This window comes from Cellulomonas timonensis (assembly GCF_900046455.1).
GTDB lineage: Bacteria > Actinomycetota > Actinomycetes > Actinomycetales > Cellulomonadaceae > Cellulomonas_A > Cellulomonas_A timonensis.
In genome coordinates, this window is sequence record NZ_FCOT01000008.1 from 1 (window position 1) to 16713 (window position 16713).

At 74.1% G+C, this 16713-nt stretch carries 17 protein-coding genes, 5 tRNA genes and 1 pseudogene; 12 read left to right on the forward strand and 11 right to left on the reverse strand.

Annotated features, from left to right (window positions below):
* Positions 1-1353: pseudogene (locus tag BN3788_RS00525) on the forward strand (hypothetical protein); the annotation flags it as partial.
* Positions 1354-1380: 27 nt separating this feature from the next.
* On the opposite strand, the gene BN3788_RS00530 reads toward BN3788_RS00525, so the two are convergent.
* Positions 1381-1466 (reverse strand) — tRNA-Leu (locus BN3788_RS00530).
* Positions 1467-1524: 58 nt separating this feature from the next.
* On the reverse strand, positions 1525-1992 hold the full coding sequence (gene bcp / locus BN3788_RS00535) for a thioredoxin-dependent thiol peroxidase (protein ID WP_066581749.1): 468 nt from the start codon (positions 1990-1992) through the stop codon (positions 1525-1527).
* Between the two features lie 157 nt (positions 1993-2149).
* Between bcp and BN3788_RS00540 the strand changes: the two genes are divergently transcribed.
* The 5 genes from BN3788_RS00540 (at position 2150) to BN3788_RS00560 (ending at position 4862) form a co-directional block, all read left to right on the forward strand.
* Complete coding sequence (locus BN3788_RS00540) at positions 2150-2446, forward strand: GroES family chaperonin (RefSeq protein WP_066581751.1); 297 nt, start codon at positions 2150-2152, stop codon at positions 2444-2446.
* A 123-nt stretch (positions 2447-2569) separates the two neighbouring features.
* Positions 2570-2833 (forward strand): hypothetical protein, encoded by a 264-nt coding sequence (locus tag BN3788_RS00545; protein WP_066581754.1) that lies wholly within the window; start codon positions 2570-2572, stop codon positions 2831-2833.
* Positions 2834-2913: 80 nt separating this feature from the next.
* Positions 2914-2989 (forward strand) — tRNA-Lys (locus tag BN3788_RS00550).
* Between the two features lie 156 nt (positions 2990-3145).
* Positions 3146-3218: transfer RNA gene (locus BN3788_RS00555), tRNA-Lys, on the forward strand.
* A gap of 150 nt (positions 3219-3368) precedes the next feature.
* Complete coding sequence (locus BN3788_RS00560) at positions 3369-4862, forward strand: dihydrolipoyl dehydrogenase family protein (RefSeq protein ID WP_066581755.1); 1494 nt, start codon at positions 3369-3371, stop codon at positions 4860-4862.
* 36 nt (positions 4863-4898) lie between these two features.
* Here BN3788_RS00560 and BN3788_RS00565 read toward each other — a convergent pair whose 3' ends face one another.
* From BN3788_RS00565 to BN3788_RS00575, 3 genes are all read right to left on the reverse strand, one after another.
* Positions 4899-5894 carry a glycine betaine ABC transporter substrate-binding protein gene (locus tag BN3788_RS00565; protein ID WP_066581756.1) on the reverse strand — a complete coding sequence of 332 codons (996 nt, stop codon included), beginning with the start codon at positions 5892-5894 and terminating at the stop codon, positions 4899-4901.
* Between the two features lie 101 nt (positions 5895-5995).
* The gene (locus BN3788_RS00570; protein ID WP_066581758.1) at positions 5996-6700 is read right to left on the reverse strand and encodes an ABC transporter permease; all 705 of its coding nucleotides are present in this window, start codon (positions 6698-6700) and stop codon (positions 5996-5998) included.
* Positions 6701-6710: 10 nt separating this feature from the next.
* The gene (locus BN3788_RS00575; RefSeq protein WP_066581761.1) at positions 6711-7394 is read right to left on the reverse strand and encodes an ABC transporter permease; all 684 of its coding nucleotides are present in this window, start codon (positions 7392-7394) and stop codon (positions 6711-6713) included.
* A gap of 68 nt (positions 7395-7462) precedes the next feature.
* Between BN3788_RS00575 and BN3788_RS00580 the strand changes: the two genes are divergently transcribed.
* Together BN3788_RS00580 and BN3788_RS00585 are read left to right on the forward strand one after the other, a co-directional pair.
* Positions 7463-8458: an ABC transporter ATP-binding protein gene (locus tag BN3788_RS00580; RefSeq protein WP_066581763.1), complete on the forward strand. Its 996-nt coding sequence runs from the start codon at positions 7463-7465 to the stop codon at positions 8456-8458.
* Positions 8459-8495: 37 nt separating this feature from the next.
* Positions 8496-9413, forward strand: a complete 918-nt coding sequence (locus BN3788_RS00585; RefSeq protein ID WP_066581765.1) for an ATP-grasp domain-containing protein — start codon at positions 8496-8498, stop codon at positions 9411-9413.
* 28 nt (positions 9414-9441) lie between these two features.
* Here BN3788_RS00585 and BN3788_RS00590 read toward each other — a convergent pair whose 3' ends face one another.
* From BN3788_RS00590 to BN3788_RS00610, 5 genes are all read right to left on the reverse strand, one after another.
* On the reverse strand, positions 9442-10029 hold the full coding sequence (locus tag BN3788_RS00590) for a CueP family metal-binding protein (protein WP_066581767.1): 588 nt from the start codon (positions 10027-10029) through the stop codon (positions 9442-9444).
* Positions 10030-10142: 113 nt separating this feature from the next.
* A tRNA-His gene (locus BN3788_RS00595) sits at positions 10143-10218 on the reverse strand.
* Positions 10219-10310: 92 nt separating this feature from the next.
* Positions 10311-10961: an oligoribonuclease gene (gene orn / locus BN3788_RS00600; RefSeq protein ID WP_261797895.1), complete on the reverse strand. Its 651-nt coding sequence runs from the start codon at positions 10959-10961 to the stop codon at positions 10311-10313.
* 25 nt (positions 10962-10986) lie between these two features.
* Positions 10987-11274: a hypothetical protein gene (locus BN3788_RS19160; RefSeq protein WP_066581769.1), complete on the reverse strand. Its 288-nt coding sequence runs from the start codon at positions 11272-11274 to the stop codon at positions 10987-10989.
* Between the two features lie 123 nt (positions 11275-11397).
* Positions 11398-11598 carry a hypothetical protein gene (locus tag BN3788_RS00610; RefSeq protein WP_066581774.1) on the reverse strand — a complete coding sequence of 67 codons (201 nt, stop codon included), beginning with the start codon at positions 11596-11598 and terminating at the stop codon, positions 11398-11400.
* A 197-nt stretch (positions 11599-11795) separates the two neighbouring features.
* On the opposite strand from BN3788_RS00610, the gene BN3788_RS00615 reads away from it, so the two are divergent.
* A complete protein-coding gene (locus BN3788_RS00615; protein WP_066581775.1) occupies positions 11796-12557 on the forward strand; it encodes a phosphatase PAP2 family protein in 762 nt (253 codons plus the stop codon).
* A 9-nt stretch (positions 12558-12566) separates the two neighbouring features.
* On the opposite strand, the gene BN3788_RS00620 is transcribed toward BN3788_RS00615, so the two are convergent.
* Positions 12567-12639 (reverse strand) — tRNA-Arg (locus BN3788_RS00620).
* A 114-nt stretch (positions 12640-12753) separates the two neighbouring features.
* Here BN3788_RS00620 and BN3788_RS00625 point away from each other — a divergent pair.
* The 3 genes from BN3788_RS00625 (at position 12754) to BN3788_RS00635 (ending at position 16607) form a co-directional block, all read left to right on the forward strand.
* Complete coding sequence (locus tag BN3788_RS00625) at positions 12754-14442, forward strand: GTPase (RefSeq protein ID WP_066581777.1); 1689 nt, start codon at positions 12754-12756, stop codon at positions 14440-14442.
* On the forward strand, positions 14439-15953 hold the full coding sequence (locus BN3788_RS00630; protein ID WP_066581779.1) for a GTPase: 1515 nt from the start codon (positions 14439-14441) through the stop codon (positions 15951-15953). Before BN3788_RS00625 ends, BN3788_RS00630 begins: the two co-directional genes overlap by 4 nt.
* Positions 15954-16085: 132 nt before the next feature.
* Positions 16086-16607, forward strand: a complete 522-nt coding sequence (locus tag BN3788_RS00635; RefSeq protein WP_066581782.1) for a single-stranded DNA-binding protein — start codon at positions 16086-16088, stop codon at positions 16605-16607.
* Positions 16608-16713 lie beyond the last annotated feature (106 nt).

Here is a 16713-nt window from a genome sequence, read left to right on the forward strand (position 1 = left end):
CTCAGCCCCACACCGACTCCCACCCCGACCACCGGCCCCGCCGGGTCGCTCACGCTCTACCCGCAGCAGGGCGGGGGGCTGGCCAGCGCGGCGGGCCCCGGCGGCCAGGTGACGCTGCCCGCCGCCCAGGGGGTCGACGGAGTGTCGGCGCCGCCTGGCGCGGTGGCCTTCACCGCCACCGGCCTCACGGGCACGGCCACCGGCGGCTCCACCGCGTTCGAGCTGGCGGTGGACGCCGGGCTGTCCGTGGGCAACGGGACGCGCGCGTCGGTGTCCTACGACCTCACCGGCGACGGCACGTGGGACCGCGTCGAGACGTACCGGTACTTCGCCACCGACCCCGTGCCGGGCCCGGAGTCGTACACGCAGGCTGTCGGCCTCGAGACGGCCACGGGCGCGCTGGGCGACCTGGCCGGCGGCTCCGTGCGGGTCGCGGTGTGGAACTCGATCGGCTCGACGTCGAGCACCCTGGTGCTGGGCCCCGGCTCGGTGTTGCGGCTGCCCTTCGCGTCGGCGGCGGCCTCGGGTGGCCCGACGGCCGCCCCGTCGCCGGGCCAGGCGCCAGTGGCGGGCTTGTCTGGCGGGAGCCCCGTGGCTCCGGGACAGGTGGCGTCTCCCCGGGCCGGCAGCCCGCAGACCGCCTCCCGCGTCCCATCGAGCGGACCCCGCGCCTCAGGCTCGACGGCCGTCCGGCCGAGTGGCCCATGGTCGTACGCCGGCAGGGGCTCCGCCGAGGCCTCCGACCCCTCAGAGGATGCCGAGGGCGCCGATGACGGGGACGGCACGGTGCTCGGCGCCGCCCCGGCGCAGTCGGGCGCCTTGCCTTCGACACGCGGCGGGACCACGCAGGGCGCGTCGCCCTCGACGGCGGGGGATGAGCCGGCCCAGGTGATCGTCCACTCGTCGCTCGCGCTCTCCGCGGTGACCACTGCCGCCGATCGGGCCGCCACCCAGCGCCTGGCGCTGACGGAGGACGGCGCTGGCGCCGCGCAGGGCGAGGAGCCAGCCGGCGCGCTGGTCTTCGTGGCCCGCGACCTGCAGGGGACGTACCTGAGCACGAGCACCGAGTTCGACTTGTCGGCCGGGTCCCGCGTCCTCGTCGGCAACGGCACCCGTGTGTCGGTGTCGTACGACCTCACGGGCGACGGCACGTGGGACAGGGTCGAGACGTTCCGCTACGCGGCCACCGAGGAGGGCGCCGTCGAACGGCATGCGGTGGGCCTGGAGGAGGCGGCCGGCACCCTGGGCCCGCTGGACGGGGGAGCCGTGCGGATCGCGGTGTGGAACGGCCTGGGCCTGGAGCCCAGCTCGCTCGCGGGAGGCGGCGCGCTCGTTCGGATGCCGCTGCGCTGAGCCCTGGTGGGCCGGTGCCGCGCGCGATGGTGCGGGAGACGGGACTCGAACCCGCACGCCCTCTCAGGCACCAGGACCTAAACCTGGCGTGGCTACCGTTTCACCACTCCCGCGCCGGCGACTATGCCACACCGCGCGCCTGCTCGGCGCGCGGTGCGGCGACAGCCGACGTCAGGCGATCCCGAGGTCCCGGCGCAGCTTCGCCACGTGCCCGGTGGCCTTGACGTTGTACTGCGCGAGCTCGACGCGGCCCTCGGGGTCCACGACCACCGTCGAGCGGATCACGCCGGTCACGGTCTTGCCGTAGAGCGACTTCTCGCCGTAGGCGCCCCACGCCTCGAGCACCGAGCGCTCGGGGTCGGAGGCCAGCGGGAACGTCAACGCGTCCTGCTCGGCGAACTTCGCGAGCTTGTCCACCGGGTCGGGGGAGACGCCCACGACGGCGTACCCGGCGCCCTGCAACGACGCGAGCGAGTCGCGGAAGTCGCAGGCCTGCTTGGTGCAGCCCGGGGTCATCGCCGCCGGGTAGAAGTACACGACCACATGCTGGCCGCGCAGGTCGGAGAGCGTCACGGAGCCGCCGTCGGCGGTGGGCAGGGTGAAGTCGGGCGCGAGGTCTCCGACGGTGAGGCGGGGCATGGGTCTCCAGGGGTGTGGGCGCGTCGGTCGGCGTGGGCGCGCAGGCCGACGAGGGGGCGAAGGGCTGGTCGCCAGCCTACGTCGGGGTAGCGTCTGGACTGTGAGTGATTCCCGTCCCACGGCCCCCGGCGCCCGGCCGTCCACGCTGCCCATCCGGATGCTCAACGACCGGCTGCTCGTCGAGCTCGACGTCGACGCCGCGGAGCGCCGTTCGAACGGCGGGATCGTGATCCCCGCCACCGCGATGGTCGGCAAGCGCCTCACCTGGGGGCGGGTCGTCGCCGCCGGCCAGCAGGTGCGCCAGGTGGAGGTGGGGGACCGCGTCCTGTTCGACCCGGACGAGCGCGCGGAGGTCGAGCTCGAGGCCACGACCTACCTGCTGCTCCGGGAGAAGGACGTGCACGCCGTCGCCCAGCCCCGCCCCGGCGCGGCGGGAACCGGGCTCTACCTCTAGGCCATGTGGGGACGGCGCCGCGTCACGGCCCGTCCAACGTTCGGTCAGCCGTCGTCCAGGGGTTGCACAGCGGCCCCCCCGATGGTCCGATGTGCCTCGACATCCACGTGACCAGGAGGCCTCATGACGGAGCACAGCGAGCGCGCCATGGGCGCGGCTCCCGGCGAGGCGCTCTCCGATGTCCTGGGGGCCCCGAGCCCTGTCGACCCCGCGGCGCCCGCCGCCGGCGCGCCCGCCGCGGTGATGGACCTCCTGGCCGAGCACGTGCCCCTCGCGCTGCTCGCCGACCTCGCGGCAGTGGACGGCCCGGTCTCGCAGGCGATCCTCGAGTCGGAGGGCCTGCCCGCCGACGAGTGGTGGGTCGACCCCAGCACCGGCTCCGCCTGAGCCACCCGCCCGAGGCCGGAAGTGGCCTCCAGCAGCCGGTTCGCACGTCGAGCCGAGCCGGTGGTAACGTTTCGCCCCGCGCGCCATTAGCTCAATTGGCAGAGCAGCTGACTCTTAATCAGCGGGTTCGGGGTTCGAGTCCCTGATGGCGCACCAGAGGTTGGCCCCGGACAGCGGAGACGCGGTCAGGGGCCTTCGTCGTGGGAGGTTCCCCGCACGCGCCACCATGCGCGGGCAGGCCCGCCCTGTCATGTGCGTCACGTTCGGCTGGTTCGCAGGGCCCGGTCAGCCGATGGTAATGTTTGGCCTCGCGCGCCATTAGCTCAATTGGCAGAGCAGCTGACTCTTAATCAGCGGGTTCGGGGTTCGAGTCCCTGATGGCGCACTACCCGGAAAGCCCCCTCATCTGCGGACACGCAGGCGAGGGGGCTTTGTCGTCGGCGCATGCGGCGCCCCCCGGCGCTGGCCTCTCCGGCTGCCAGATCGGCCACCTGGCACCACGATGGTGGAGATGCCGAAGGGGACAGGAGCTCAGATGAACGCGGGGCAGCAGGTGCTCGAGTACGACGTCGTCGTCGTGGGAGCCGGTGCGGTGGGGGAGAACGCCGCGGAGCGGGCTGGGCGCGCAGGCCTGAGCGTCGCGATCGTCGAGGACGAGCTGGTGGGCGGGGAGTGCTCCTACTGGGCCTGCATGCCCTCCAAGGCGCTGCTGCGCCCCGGCGCGGTGCTGGCCGCCGCCCGGGCGGTGCCGGGCGCCTCGGAGGCCGTCACGGGCGGTCTCGACGTCGCCGCCGTCCTGGCCCGCCGCGACAAGTTCACGTCCGACTGGGATGACGCGGGCCAGGTGAGGTGGCTGGAGAAGGCCGGCATCGCGCTGGTGCGCGGGCGCGTGCGCTTCACCGGCCCGCGCGAGCTGGTGCTCGTGCCCGATCCGGCGTCGCCCGAGGCCGAGCCCGTGGGGACCGTGCTGCGCGCGCGCCGGGCCGTCGTGGTCGCCACCGGCAGCGACCCATTGATCCCGCCCGTGCCGGGCCTCGTCGAGTCCGAGCCGTGGACCAGCCGCGAGGCCACGTCCGCGGAGGTCGTGCCCGGCTCGCTGGCCATCATCGGCGGCGGCGTCGTCGCCTGCGAGCTGGCGGTCGCGTACACCGACCTCGGCGCCGCCGTCACGGTGCTCGTGCGGGGCGACCGGTTGCTGGACCGCCTGGAGCCGTTCGCGGCGCAGGAGGTCGAGGAGTCGCTCGTGGAGCTCGGCGTCGACGTCCGGTTCGGGGTGGAGGCGACCAGGGCAGCGCGTGAGGATGGCCGCACCTCCCTGGACCTGTCCACCGGCGGGACCCCCGTGGCCCACCAGGTGCTGGTCGCCACTGGGCGGCGCCCGCGCACGTCCGACCTCGGCCTCGACGTGCTCGGGCTCGAGCCGGGGGCCGCGCTCACGGTCGACGACGCGATGGAGGTCGTCGGCGCCGAGGGCGGTTGGCTGTTCGCCGCGGGCGACGTCACGGGCCGCACCGCCACCACTCATCAGGGGAAGTACGACGCACGGGTGGCCGGCGATGTCGTGGCCGCCCGGTTCTCGCAGGCAGCGGGCTCCCCAGAGGCCGTCGCGGGAGCCGCGGAGGCGGAGCGCGCTGCCGGCCCGTGGACCCGCTACCGGGCCACGGCCGATCATGCGGCGGTGCCACAGGCCGCGTTCACCCGGCCCGAGGTGTCTACTGTCGGGCTGACCGAGCAGGCGGCCCGGGACGCAGGGCTGACGGTCCGCGTCCTGCGCCACGCCATCGGCTCTGTCTCGGGCGCCAGCGTGGCGGCGGACGGATACCGGGGCACCGCGCAGTTCGTCCTGGACGACGCGCGCGGCGTGGTGGTCGGCGCCACATTCACGGGGCCGGATGCCGCGGAGCTGCTGCACGCGGCGACGATCGCAGTGGTGGCCGAGGCGCCGCTCGACCGGTTGTGGCACGCGGTGCCGGCCTACCCGACGGTCAGCGAGGTGTGGCTGCGGCTGCTGGAGGCCGCCGGGCTGTGAGCCCGGCGGCCTCCAGCAGTTCGCCGGCGGGGCCGGTCAGCTCGCCAGCGAGCCGTCGCTCGACAGCACCAGGCCGATGGACGCCTTGCCCTGGCGGACGGCGTCGCCGATCAGGCCGAAGTCGTAGGACTGGAACTCGGCGATGTCGAGCCCGTACACCTCCTCCAGGCCCGGCTGGCAGAACGGGCGCTCCGGGCACTCGGGCGGGCCGGCCAGGATCAGCCCGCCGCAGGTGTCGGCGAGCTCGCTGAGCGTGGACACGTCGTGCTCGTCGGCGAACTCCTGCGTGACGGCGAACGCGTTCTGGTCCTGCGCGTCGGACACCGCCCCGAACGTGATCCCTGAGTCGTCGCCCAGGGTGGTCAGCGCCTCCACCGTGGCCGTCGGGTCGGCGCTCGCGACCGGCGCGGCGTCCGGGCCGTTGACCTTCGTGTTGAGGAATTCGGCGAGCGTCGCGGCGTACTCGGGCGTGAGCGTGATCTCCCCGGACTGCAGCGCGGGCAGGTACGTCTCGCGGTTGCCGATGGTCTGCACCTGGACGGTGTACCCGGCGGAGCGGAGCACCTCGGCGTACAGCTCGGCGAGCGTCGAGCTCTCCGAGAAGTTCGCGGCCCCGATGGTCACCTGCTTGCCGGCGCCCACGCTGGAGTCGTCGGCGGCGAGCCCCTCATCCGCGACGTAGGCCTTCGCGGCCTCGCTGGCCGTCTCGCGGTCGATGTCCACTGCCTTGTTGAGCGCGATGAGCTTGTCGGTGTCGAGCGACTCGGACACCGAGTCCAGCAGCGGGATGAGGGCGGGGTCGGCGGCGGCGGCCTGCGCGTTCACCGCGGGGATGACGTTGTCCGCGTTCTGCAGCCCCTGGTCGTCCTCCAGCACCACGAGCTGGTCGCCGGCGACGGGATCACAGGTCGCCAGGTCGGAGGAGCCTGAGGTCGCGGCGCTCTCGCCCCCGCCGGAGCCGGGCGACCCGCAGGCTGCGAGCAGGAGGACCCCCGCTGCTGCGAGGGCCACGGAGGTCCGGGTTGTGCGCATGAGAGAGCTCCCTGGTCGGCGGGTGACGTCGTGAGCCATTCGACAGTCCCACCACGCCGATGGCAACCGGAGCAGGCGGGAACCCGCAGCCCAGGCGGCTGCTAGGGGAGGTCGGACGCGGGGACGGCGCGGGCCCGGCGCCGTGGCGGGCGCATCGGCGTCGGCGTGAGCGCGTGCTGCGCCCAGGCCAGCCCCGCCTCGACCAGCAGGCACAGCGCGGCGACGAGCACCGCGCCGGCCACCACCTGCCCGTACCGCTGCACCGCCAGGCCCGAGACGATGATGGTGCCCAGGCTCTGCCCCCCGACCAGCGCCGCCAACGGCACGGTGGCCACCACCTGCACCGACGCGGTCCGCAGGCCGGCCCCGATGAGCGGGAGCGCCAGCGGCAGCTCCACCGAGAACAGCGAGCGCTGGCCCGACATGCCGACGCCCCGCGCGGCGTCCCGCACGTCGGCGTCGACGTCCCGCATCCCCACATACGCGTTGGTGAGGATGGGCGGCACCGCGAAGATCGCCACCGCGAGGGTCGTCGCCGGGGCGCCGAATAGCCCGGTGGAGGCGAAGATCGTCAGCAGCGCGAACGTCGGCAGCGCGCGCGAAGTGTTCGCGAGCACCACCGTCAGGGCGCCGCCCCGGCGACGGTGGCCCAGCCACACGCCCACCGGCAGCGCCACGACCATCGCCAGCAGCACGGCCAGCGCCGAGATCGTCACGTGCTCGCGGGTGAGCGCGAGCACGCCCTGCGGCCCGGTCCAGTTGAGCGGGTCGTTGAGCCACCTGAAGGCTTCCTCGATCACGTCCATGGCGCGCCCCTCACGCGTTCCTCGTGGCGCGTGCCCACGGGGTCAGCGCCTTGCCGATCAGGAACAGCGCGAGGTCGAAGGCCAGCGCGAGCAGCAGGCACAGGATCGTCGCGGTCATGATCTCGGCGTGGTATCGGCTGCGGAAGCCCCGGAACATGAGCTGCCCGAGGCCTCCGTACCCGACCACGACGCCGACGGTGACGAGCGCCACAGTGGTCACCGTCGCGAGCCGCACTCCCGCGACGATCGATGGCAGGGCGTTCGGCAGCTCCACGGTGAGCAGCATGCGCGCGCGCCCGTACCCGAGCCCGCGCGCCGCGTCCCGCACATCCTCGTCGACCCCTTGCAGGCCGACCAGGATGTTGCGCACCAGCACCAGCAGGGCGTAGGTCACCAATCCGATGAGCACGGTGGTGCGCCCGATGCCGGTGTAGGGCGCGAGCAGGCCGAACAGCGCCAGCGACGGGATCGTGTAGAGCACGCCCGTCGTGCCCACCAGCGGCCCGGCCAGGCGTGGGCGCAGATGCGCCGCGGCGGCCAGCGGCAGCGCGATCACGAGGGCGATCGCCACCGCTTGCAGCGTCAGGCTGGAGTGCTGCTCGAGCGCGCTCGTCAGGTCGCCCCAGTTCCGCTGGACGTAGTCCCAGGAGAACCAGGGGTTCGCCGGAGGGTCCGTCGACGTGTGGGGCTGCACGTCAGCGAACGTACCCGCCGACGCCCACGCACGCGACGCCGCGCGGATGAACGGGTAGCGTCCGGCAGATGGCTCCCGCGATCGTCTTCGACCACGTGCGCAAGGAGTACCCGGACGGAACCGTCGCCGTCGACGACCTCTCCTTCGAGGTGCGCGAGCACGAGCTGCTCGCCCTGGTGGGCCCGTCGGGCTGCGGGAAGTCCACGACCTTGCGGATGGCCAACCGGCTCGTCGAGCTGACCTCGGGGCGCATCCTCATCAACGGCGAGGACATCACGCAGGTCGACACCGTCGCGCTGCGCCGGCGCATCGGCTACGTCATCCAGCACGTCGGGCTGTTCCCGCACCGCACCGTCACGCAGAACGTCTCCACCGTGCCCCAGCTCCTCGGCTGGGACCGCGCGCGCACCCGGGCCAGGGTCGGGGAGCTGCTCGAGCTCGTGGGCCTGGACCCGGACCGCTACGGGCGCCGGTACCCGCATGAGCTCTCGGGCGGCGCGCGGCAACGGGTGGGGGTCGCGCGGGCGCTCGCGGTGGACCCGCCGGTGCTGCTCATGGACGAGCCCTTCGGCGCCGTCGACCCCGTCGGCCGCCGTCGGCTGCAGGCCGAGTTCCGGCGCATCCACCGCGAGCTGGGCACCACTGTGGTGCTCGTCACACATGACGTGGACGAGGCGGTGCGGCTCGCGGACCGGGGGGCGGTGCTCAGCCGCGGGGGGGGGCTCGAACAGCCCGCCCCGCCGGTGAGCGTGCTCTCCGCGCCGGCCAGCCCCGCGGTGGCGGACCTGGTGGGCTCCGGCGCCGCGGTGCGCCTGCTCGCCCTCGGCCGGCTCGAGCGCGCGGACCTGGCCCCGGGCGCGCGCGCGGTCGACGCGGAGGCGGCGGACTCCGCCCACGGCGCGTCCCTCGAGCTGGGCGCCGCGCTCGACGACGTGTTCGCCGCCATCGCCCAGGCGCCCGACGGACGCGTGCTGGTGCGCCAGGATGGCGCGCTCGTGGGGATGGCGGACGCGGACACCGTGGTCACCGCCCTGCAGCGGGTCACGGCTGCCGCGCAGGCCTGATCCGCACACCTGTTCCGCTGGTCGGTACTCTGCCCGAGTGACTTCCGCCCGTATCGCCCTGGCCACCTGCTCGTCATTGCCCGACCTCGAGGTGGACGACGCTCCTCTCATCCCCGCGCTCGCAGCACGCGGCGTCACTGCCGACGTCGTGGTGTGGGACGCGCCCGACGTCGACTGGTCGGTGTACGACGCCGTGGTGATCCGCTCGACGTGGGACTACACCGACCGTCCCGCGGAGTTCCTCGACTGGACGCGCCGCGTCGAGGCCGTGTCCCGGCTGTTCAACCCGGCATCGGTCGTGGCCTGGAACGTGGACAAGGCCTACCAGCGCCAGATGCAGGACGCGGGCCTGCCGATCGTCCCGACCATCTGGCTCGACCCGGAGAGCAACTTCAACTCCCGGCGCATCCACTCCCGGTTCCCCGCCTTCGGCGACTTCGTCATCAAGCCGACGATCAGCGCGGGCTCACGCGACACCGGCCGCTACGCCGCGGGGGAGACCCCCTCGCGGATGCTGGCCATCGCGCACGCCAGGGACCTGTTGGGCGCGGGCCGCCACGTCATGATCCAGCGGTACCTGCGCCAGGTGGACAGCGCGGGGGAGTCGGCGCTGGTGTTCTTCGACGGGAAGTTCAGCCACTCGCTGCGCAAGGCAGCGCTGCTCGACGGCCCGTTCCGGAGCACGGACAACGCCGTCCTCTACCACGAGGAGGTCATGACAGCCCGTGAGGCGAGCCCCGCCGAGCTGGAGGTCGCGCAGCGCGTCGTCGCGGCACTTCCGGACCTGGTGCCCGGCATCGACGGCCCGCTGCTGTACACGCGGGTGGACCTCATCCCCGACGACGAGGGCAACCCCGTCGTGCTCGAGGTCGAGGTGATCGAGCCCTCGTTCTTCTTCGAGCTGGCGCCCGAGGCCGTCGACCGCTTCGCGGACGCGCTGGTCGCCCGGCTCTGAGCCGAGCCGGCCCGCGAGGCCGCGCGGCTCACATGAGTCGCGCGGTGGTGACGCAGGTCGGGTCGTCGTCGCCCGTCGAGACGGGGGTGGCGACGGCGCGACCGTCGTGCTCGATGGTGAGCGTGGCGTCGACACCCCGCGGGAGCCACAGGCCGACGAAGCCGTTGTCGGCGGTGCGGGCCTCCTCCTCGATCAGGACGGCTCCGCTGCCGTCCACGACATGGACGGAGACGTCCTGGTCGCGCAGCTCCCCGAGGCACGTCGTGAGGCTGTGGAAGAAGCACTCGTGGGTCTGCGTGAGGTAAGGCGCGACCGAGACGTAGAACTCGTCCTCGGGCAAGTCGAGCGACGTCGTGTTGCCGTCGAGGTCGGAGAGCTCGACGGAGTCGGGCTTGATCGAGGCGATGAGGTCCGTGGGCCGCTCCGCGACGGGCATGGCCTCGAGGTGGTCGACGACCTCGAGGCCGCTCATCCCGTCGAGGCCGTGATCGCTGAGCCACGCGGCGGAGGGGGCATCCGTGATCGGGGGCGCGTCAGCTGGCGCGCAGGCGGCGACCAGCAGGAGCGATCCGAGCGCCGCCGCGAGGAGGGACAGTGGCCTGGCCGTGGTGCGCATGGTCGTCGCTCCTTCGCGTGGCGCCCGGGTGTGGGCCGAAGACGCGCCCACGGTGCTGTGGGCGCCCGCAAACAGAATGAGGCCCGAGCCAACGGCTCGGGCCTCATTCCACATGGGGTGAGTAACGGGACTTGAACCCGCGACCCCCTGGACCACAACCAGGTGCTCTACCAGCTGAGCTATACCCACCATGCCGTGCACCCCGCGGACGGGGCGAGTAGAAGCATACCGGGTCCGAGAGGGTGCTCGTACGCACACCCCTCACGCGGGGTCGGGAGGCGCTACTTCTGCTCCAGCGCGCGCGCCGCGCCCGAGGCGACGACCTCCGCGGCGATCGCCTTCGCGGTCGCCGAGTCGGGGCCCGGCTGGGCGACCAGCAGCGCCGCGCGGTAGTAGCGCAGCTCGTCGATGCTCTCCAGGATGTCGGCGAGCGCGCGGTGGCCGCCGTTCTTCTCGGGGGAGGCGAAGTACACGCGCGGGTACCAGCGCCGGGCCAGCTCCTTGATGGAGGAGACGTCGATCACGCGGTAGTGCAGGTGCGCCATGAGCGCGGGCATGTCCCGGTCGAGGAACGCCTTGTCGGTGCCGACGGAGTTGCCGGCGAGCGGCGCCTTGCCGGGCTCGGGGATCCACTCGCGCAGGTACTCCAGCACGCGCTCCTCGGCGTCGCCCAAGGAGACGCCACCGGGCAGGTCCTCGAGCAGCCCCGAGGTCGTGTGCATGTTGCGCACGAAGTCGTTCATCTGCGTCAGGGCCTCGGTGGGCGGCGCGATGACCACGTCGATGCCCTCGCCCAGGACGTTGAGCTCGGAGTCGGTCACCACCACCGCGATCTCGACCAGGGCGTCGGCCGCGAGGTCGAGTCCCGTCATCTCGCAGTCGATCCACACGATCCGGTCCGCGCTGGTGTTGCCGTTCGTCGTCAAAGTCACGACGTCAGCCTACGGTCCCGCACTGTCAGGACTGGCGCTGTTCACCCGGCCGGGTTCGCTCAGGGCTGCCTGTGAGGCGCGGCGGACGCGGTGGCGGGCTCGGTGGCGGGACTGTCGAGGACGCCCACGACGCCACCATCACCACGACGGCGGCCGCCGCTCCGGCCAGGCGCGCGGTGGGCCACGCCAGGCCGCCCCAGAGGAGCACCAGCGAGGTGGCCACCCCCGCGGCTGCCGCCAGCGCCAGGCGCTCGGCCAGGGCGCGCAGCACGGGCACGAGCCGCCGTCCGCGTCGCGAGCCCCGGATGTCCATGGGCGCATGGTTCCACGTCCCGATGACGACGCGGGCGGATGGCCGGCGTCAGACGCGCGGATGCGGGCCGCCACGAGGGCGGCCCGCATCCTGTGCGACCTACCGGGCCCGCCCGGAGTGGGCTCAGCGCAGCCCGGCGCAGATCATCAGCGGCGCGGCCGTGGGCAGTGCCAGTCGGAACGGCGCCAGGCGTGCCCGTTCAGGTGGATGGGACTCATGCTCCTCACCAGATAGGCGGGTGCGGTGCTCGCGCTCGAGGCGGGCCTCGGCGAGCCGCTGGCGGTGCTCGAGGAGGACGAGGTCGGTGGTCAGGGACGGGTGCATGGCGCTCTCCAGAGGTCGGGCTGGGATCGGGCCTGGCCGGGCCCGTGGAGGTCACCGCGGTGAGTCGAGCCAACCATCCGGCGTCATGCGGGTCACCTTCTTTTTCCGGCATCCGGGACACCGGGCTCCGGTCGGATCCGCGCGGCGCCGTGCTCCTCCGCAGGCCAGCACGGCGGCTCGCCGGTAGCGTCTGCGCAATGTCATCCGGCTCCGAGTGGCGCGCCCGGGGGAGCGCCTGGCTGCGCGCCCATCCGGTGGCCCGCGTCACGGGCCCCGGCATCGTCCTGATCGGCTTCGGGCTCGCCGTCTTCTTCGGCCTGCTGGACGCGGTCCAGGAGCGCGACGACCTGTCGGCCGCCGACCTGCCCGTCCTCGAGTGGCTCGTCGACCGGCGCGGCCCGGTCGCCACCCGCGTGCTGGAGGCGATCACGTTCGTCTCCGGGCCGATGGTGCTGCCGATCCTGGTGGCGGTCGCCTGCGGCGCCTGGGCGATCGTCCGGCGCGAGTGGTGGCGTCCGCTGCTGCTGGTCGGCGCGATGATCGGCTCGACCCTGATCTCGCTGGCGGTCAAGGGCCTGGTGAACCGCCCCCGGCCGCCGGAGGAGACGATGCACCTCCCCGGATCCGAGTCGACGGCGTCGTTCCCGTCGGGGCACACCATCGGCGCGGCGACGCTGCTGCTCGTCGCCGCCTACCTCACGACGAGCCGGCGCCACAGCAGGGGCCGGGTGGTCGGCTGGGCGGTGGGGACCTTCGTCGGCGTCGTGCTGGTGGCGTTGAGCCGCCTCTACCTCGGTTACCACTTCCTCACCGACGTGCTGGCGGCGATGGCGCTCGCGGTGGCGATCCTCGGCGCCGTGACGATCGTGGACCGCGTCCACCTGTGGCATCACCCGCAGGCGGGGGCTCCACCGGGTCAGCCCGCCACGTCGGAGCGAGGGGTGCCGGGGCCGGGTTGACGGCGTGGGCGCCCCCAGCAGGACTCGAACCTGCAACCTACGGATTAGAAGGCCGTTGCTCTATCCATTGAGCTATGGGGGCAGGCCCACCAGCCTAGTGGGGCGCTGGCGGGACCTCTCGGGTGTGAGCCATCCGGCCACGCGCAGGCGGCGCGTGCGTTTGGACTGCACAGGTCCGCGGGTGAGGATATGGCCTGTGACAGCACCAGCGGGAACTGAGATCGCCGAGGCGGTGCTGCCTCGTCCACTCGCTGCGCCGTCGCTGCTGGACGCTGTCCGAGACTTGCGCCGGGATGTCGAGCGCACGGGCTTCCCGCTGGAGATCCCCGGCGTCGACGCGGCGCGCGCCTCACGCCGCCGGCTCGTGGACCAGCTCGGCGAGCACCTGGTGCCGCGCCTGGAGGAGCTGTCCGCCCCCGCGATCGTGGTGGTGGCCGGCTCGACCGGCGCCGGCAAGTCGACGCTGGTGAACTCGCTGCTCGGCGACGAGGTGACCGCCGCGGGGGTGCTGCGCCCCACGACGCGGCGCCCGGTGCTGGCCCATCACCCCGCCGACGCCGACCTGCTCTCGCGCCACCCGGTGCTCGAGACCGTCGAGGTCGTCGCCAACGAGCAGGTGCCGCGCGGCATCGCGCTGCTCGACGCCCCGGACCTGGACTCGGTGCTCGAGTCCAACCGCGACTCCGCGCACCAGCTCCTGGAAGCCGCCGACCTGTGGCTCTTCGTGACGACGGCGGCCCGCTACGGCGACGCCCTCCCGTGGCAGGTGCTCGAGGGCGCCGTGGCGCGCGGAGCCTCGATCGCGATGGTGCTCAACCGCGTCTCGCCCGCGTCGCTGCCGACTGTGCGCGGCGACCTGCTGGACCGGCTGCGCCGCCACGGCCTGGAGGGCGCCCCGCTGTTCGTGGTGCCGGATGTGGGCCCGCATGAGGGGCCGCTGTCGGCGCCCGTCGTCGCCCCGATCATGCGCTGGCTCACGATGCTCGCCGGGCCGGACCGTGCGCGCACGGTCATCGCCCGGACGCTGCGCGGCTCGCTCGCGGCGCTGCGCCCCTGGGTCGACGAGTTGGCGGACGCGGTGCAGGCGCAGGCCGACGCGGCGGAGGCTCTCGCCGTGGAGCTGGACATGGCCGTGCAAGGGCCCGAGGAGCGGGCGCGCGCGTCGGTGCACGGCGGGGCCGTGGCGGACGGCGCCGCGCGGGCGCGGTGGACCGAGGTCACGGTCGGCGGCGCCCCGCTCGAGAGGCTGGTGCGGCCCTCTGGCCGGGTCAGCGGCTCGCGCCGCACCGGTCGGGCGCGCAGCGAGGCCCTCGTCCCGCTGACCCGTGACCTGACCCGATCGGCGGCGGCGAACCTGGCCGCTGCCGGAGCCCAAGCCGAGCGGATCATCCGCACGCACCTCCCCCACGCCGGGGCGCCAGCGGGCGGCCCCACGATCGAGGCCGCCTGGCCCGCCGAGGGGCGTGTCGAGGCGCGTGCCGCGTCTGCGGAGCTGTCGGCCGCGCAGTGGGCCGCGGGCAGCGCCGACGCGATCCGGGTCGCGCTCGCCACGGCGGTCACTCCTGCCAGTGCGGCCCGCAGCGACGCCCGCGCCGCGCGGCGTGCCCAGCGCGCCGTGCGCGCGCTCGGCGAGGATGGCCTGGCCGCCGTCGCGCTCGCGGGCGCGGCAGGCGTGGAGCCTGCGCGCGCGCTGCTGGTCGACCTGCTGGGCGAGCCGGGCTCGCGGGCTTGCGACACGTTGCGCGACGACCTCGCCGACCGCGCCGCCGCGCAGGTGGCGCAGGAGGGCTGGTCCGCCGCCCAGGGCCTGGCCGATCCCGACCTGGCCGCCGACGCGTCGTCGCTGCTGCGCCTGCGGCTCGCCGTCCTCAAGGGCCTGACATGAGCGGGACGGAGGCCATCGTGCCGCAGCACAGCGACCTGCACGGGGAGCAGACCCGCGCGCTGTCCCACCGCGTGAGCAGCCTCGACGAGGCGCGCGAGATCGGTGGCGACCGACTCGACCCGGCGGTGGCCGAACGCGTCGAGGTCGTCGTCGATCGGGTGCGCGAGCGGATCGAGCTCGGGGTCGACCACACGATCGTCGCGCTGCTCGGCGGCACCGGCTCGGGCAAGTCGTCGCTGTTCAACGCCGTCTGCGGGCTCGATTTCGCGGATGTGGGCGTCAAGCGGCCCACCACCTCGAAGGTCACCGCCTGCGTGTGGGGCACGGGCGGCGAGGCGCTGCTCGACTGGCTCGGGGTGGCTGTCGACCGCCGGATCGAGCGGGAGAGCCTGCTCGACGGGGAGACCGAGGCGCCGTTGCGCGGCCTCGTGCTGCTGGACCTGCCCGACCACGACTCCATCGAGCCCGCGCACCGCGAGGTCGTGGACCGCCTGCTCCCCATGGCCGATCTGCTGGTGTGGGTGGTGGACCCGCAGAAGTACGCCGACGACGCGCTGCACTCCGGCTACCTGCGCCACCTCGTGGGCCATGAGGGCGCGATGGCCGTGGTGCTCAACCAGGTCGACACCGTGCCCGAGGAGATGCGCGACGAGCTCCTCGCCGACGTCTCGCGCCTCGTCGTCGAGGACGGGCTGCGCGGTGTCCCGGTGCGCGCGGCGTCTGCTCGCACGGGTGAGGGCGTGCCGGAGCTGCGCGACCGGCTGGCCGCCGTCGTGAGCCGCAAGAGCGTGGCCGCCGAGCGGGCCGGCGCGGAGGTCAGCGACGCCGCGACCCTCCTCGCCGGGCAGGTGGCCGAGCGGGAGCCCGGCGCCGAGCAGCTCGACGTCTCGGGTGTCGTGGACGTCCTCGCCGAGGCGGCCGGGCTGCCCGCGATCGCCGATGCCGTGGGCGCTGTGGTGCGTGGCGGCGCCGCGCACGTCCCAACCTTCGGCGCGGTGCAGGCGGACACGGTCGAGCTCGCCCGCTCGGCCTGGTGGGAGCATGTCGCCCGTGCGGTGCCGGGCCGGTGGCAGGTCGCCCTGCGGGAGGCGGTGGCCTCCACCGAGCGCCTGCGGGAGGACGCCGATGACGCGCTGGCCTCCGTGACGGTGGTCGCGCGCCGGTCGCGGGTCGCCACCTGGGCGCTGGGGCTCTCCGTCGTGCTCGGCGTGGTGGCGGTGCTCGCCGGCTCGATCGCGGCGGGCGTGAACCTGGTGGGCCTGGGCGGCGGGGAAGCGAATGGGTGGGCGCTGCCCCCCGCCGTCGTGACCGGCGCGGTCGCGGTGCTGCTGGCGGTCGGGACGGTGACGACCCGGCGGATGCTGGCGAACCGTCGCTCGGAGCGTGTGCTGCACGAGGGCAGGGCGGCGCTGGAGCGGGTCGCCGTGGCAGGGCTGGCCGGGCCAGCCGCCGTGGTCCTCGCTGAGCACCGCCGGGTCCGCGAGCTGGTGCGCGAGGCCGCGGGAGGCTGACGCCCGCCACCCCCAGCCTCGAGCGGGGGAGCACAGTCCCCAGCGGTGGCCGCGCGCGCGGCGGCCCCTGGGCTCCTCTCGCGACGCTCTCCTCACGCGCCGGCCTCCCGCCGGCCACGACGAGGAGGACGCATGAGCACCAACGAGCTCGCCCTGACGCTGGTCGGCTGGCTGGGCGCCGAGCCCAAGCACTATCCCGGCGTCGGTGGGGCCACGCCGTTCACGTCGTTCCGCATGGCCAGCACCCGACGCGTCTTCGACCGCGAGCGGGGCGTGTGGACCGACGGCCGCACCGAGTGGTTCACCGTCAAATGCTGGCGCGCCGCGGCCCGCAACGTCGCCGAGTCGCTGCGCAAGGGCGACCCGGTCGTGGTGCACGGACGGCTCTCCACCGACGAGTGGGCCGCACCCGAGGGCACCCGCACCACCCTCGTGCTGGACGCGATCGCCATCGGCCCCGACCTGTCCTACGGGACGGCGCGGTTCGCCCGCACCGTGCACCCGGACGGCGCCGCGGGCTCCGAGGCGGCCGAGCCGGCCGAGGGCGAGCCCGGCGACGAGTCGGAGGAGCGGGGCCGGCGGGCGGCGCTGGCACTGCTCGCGGAGCCCGATCCGCAGGATGTCGACGCCGGGGCGCTCGCGTCCGCCGGGTGATCGCCTAGGCTGGGCGGCGGACATCACCGGCCTGGTCCGCCGCCGAGCCGCGGAGCACGCGGCCCGTTGGACCAGGCGCACACCCCGAGCACCGAGGCGGACGAAG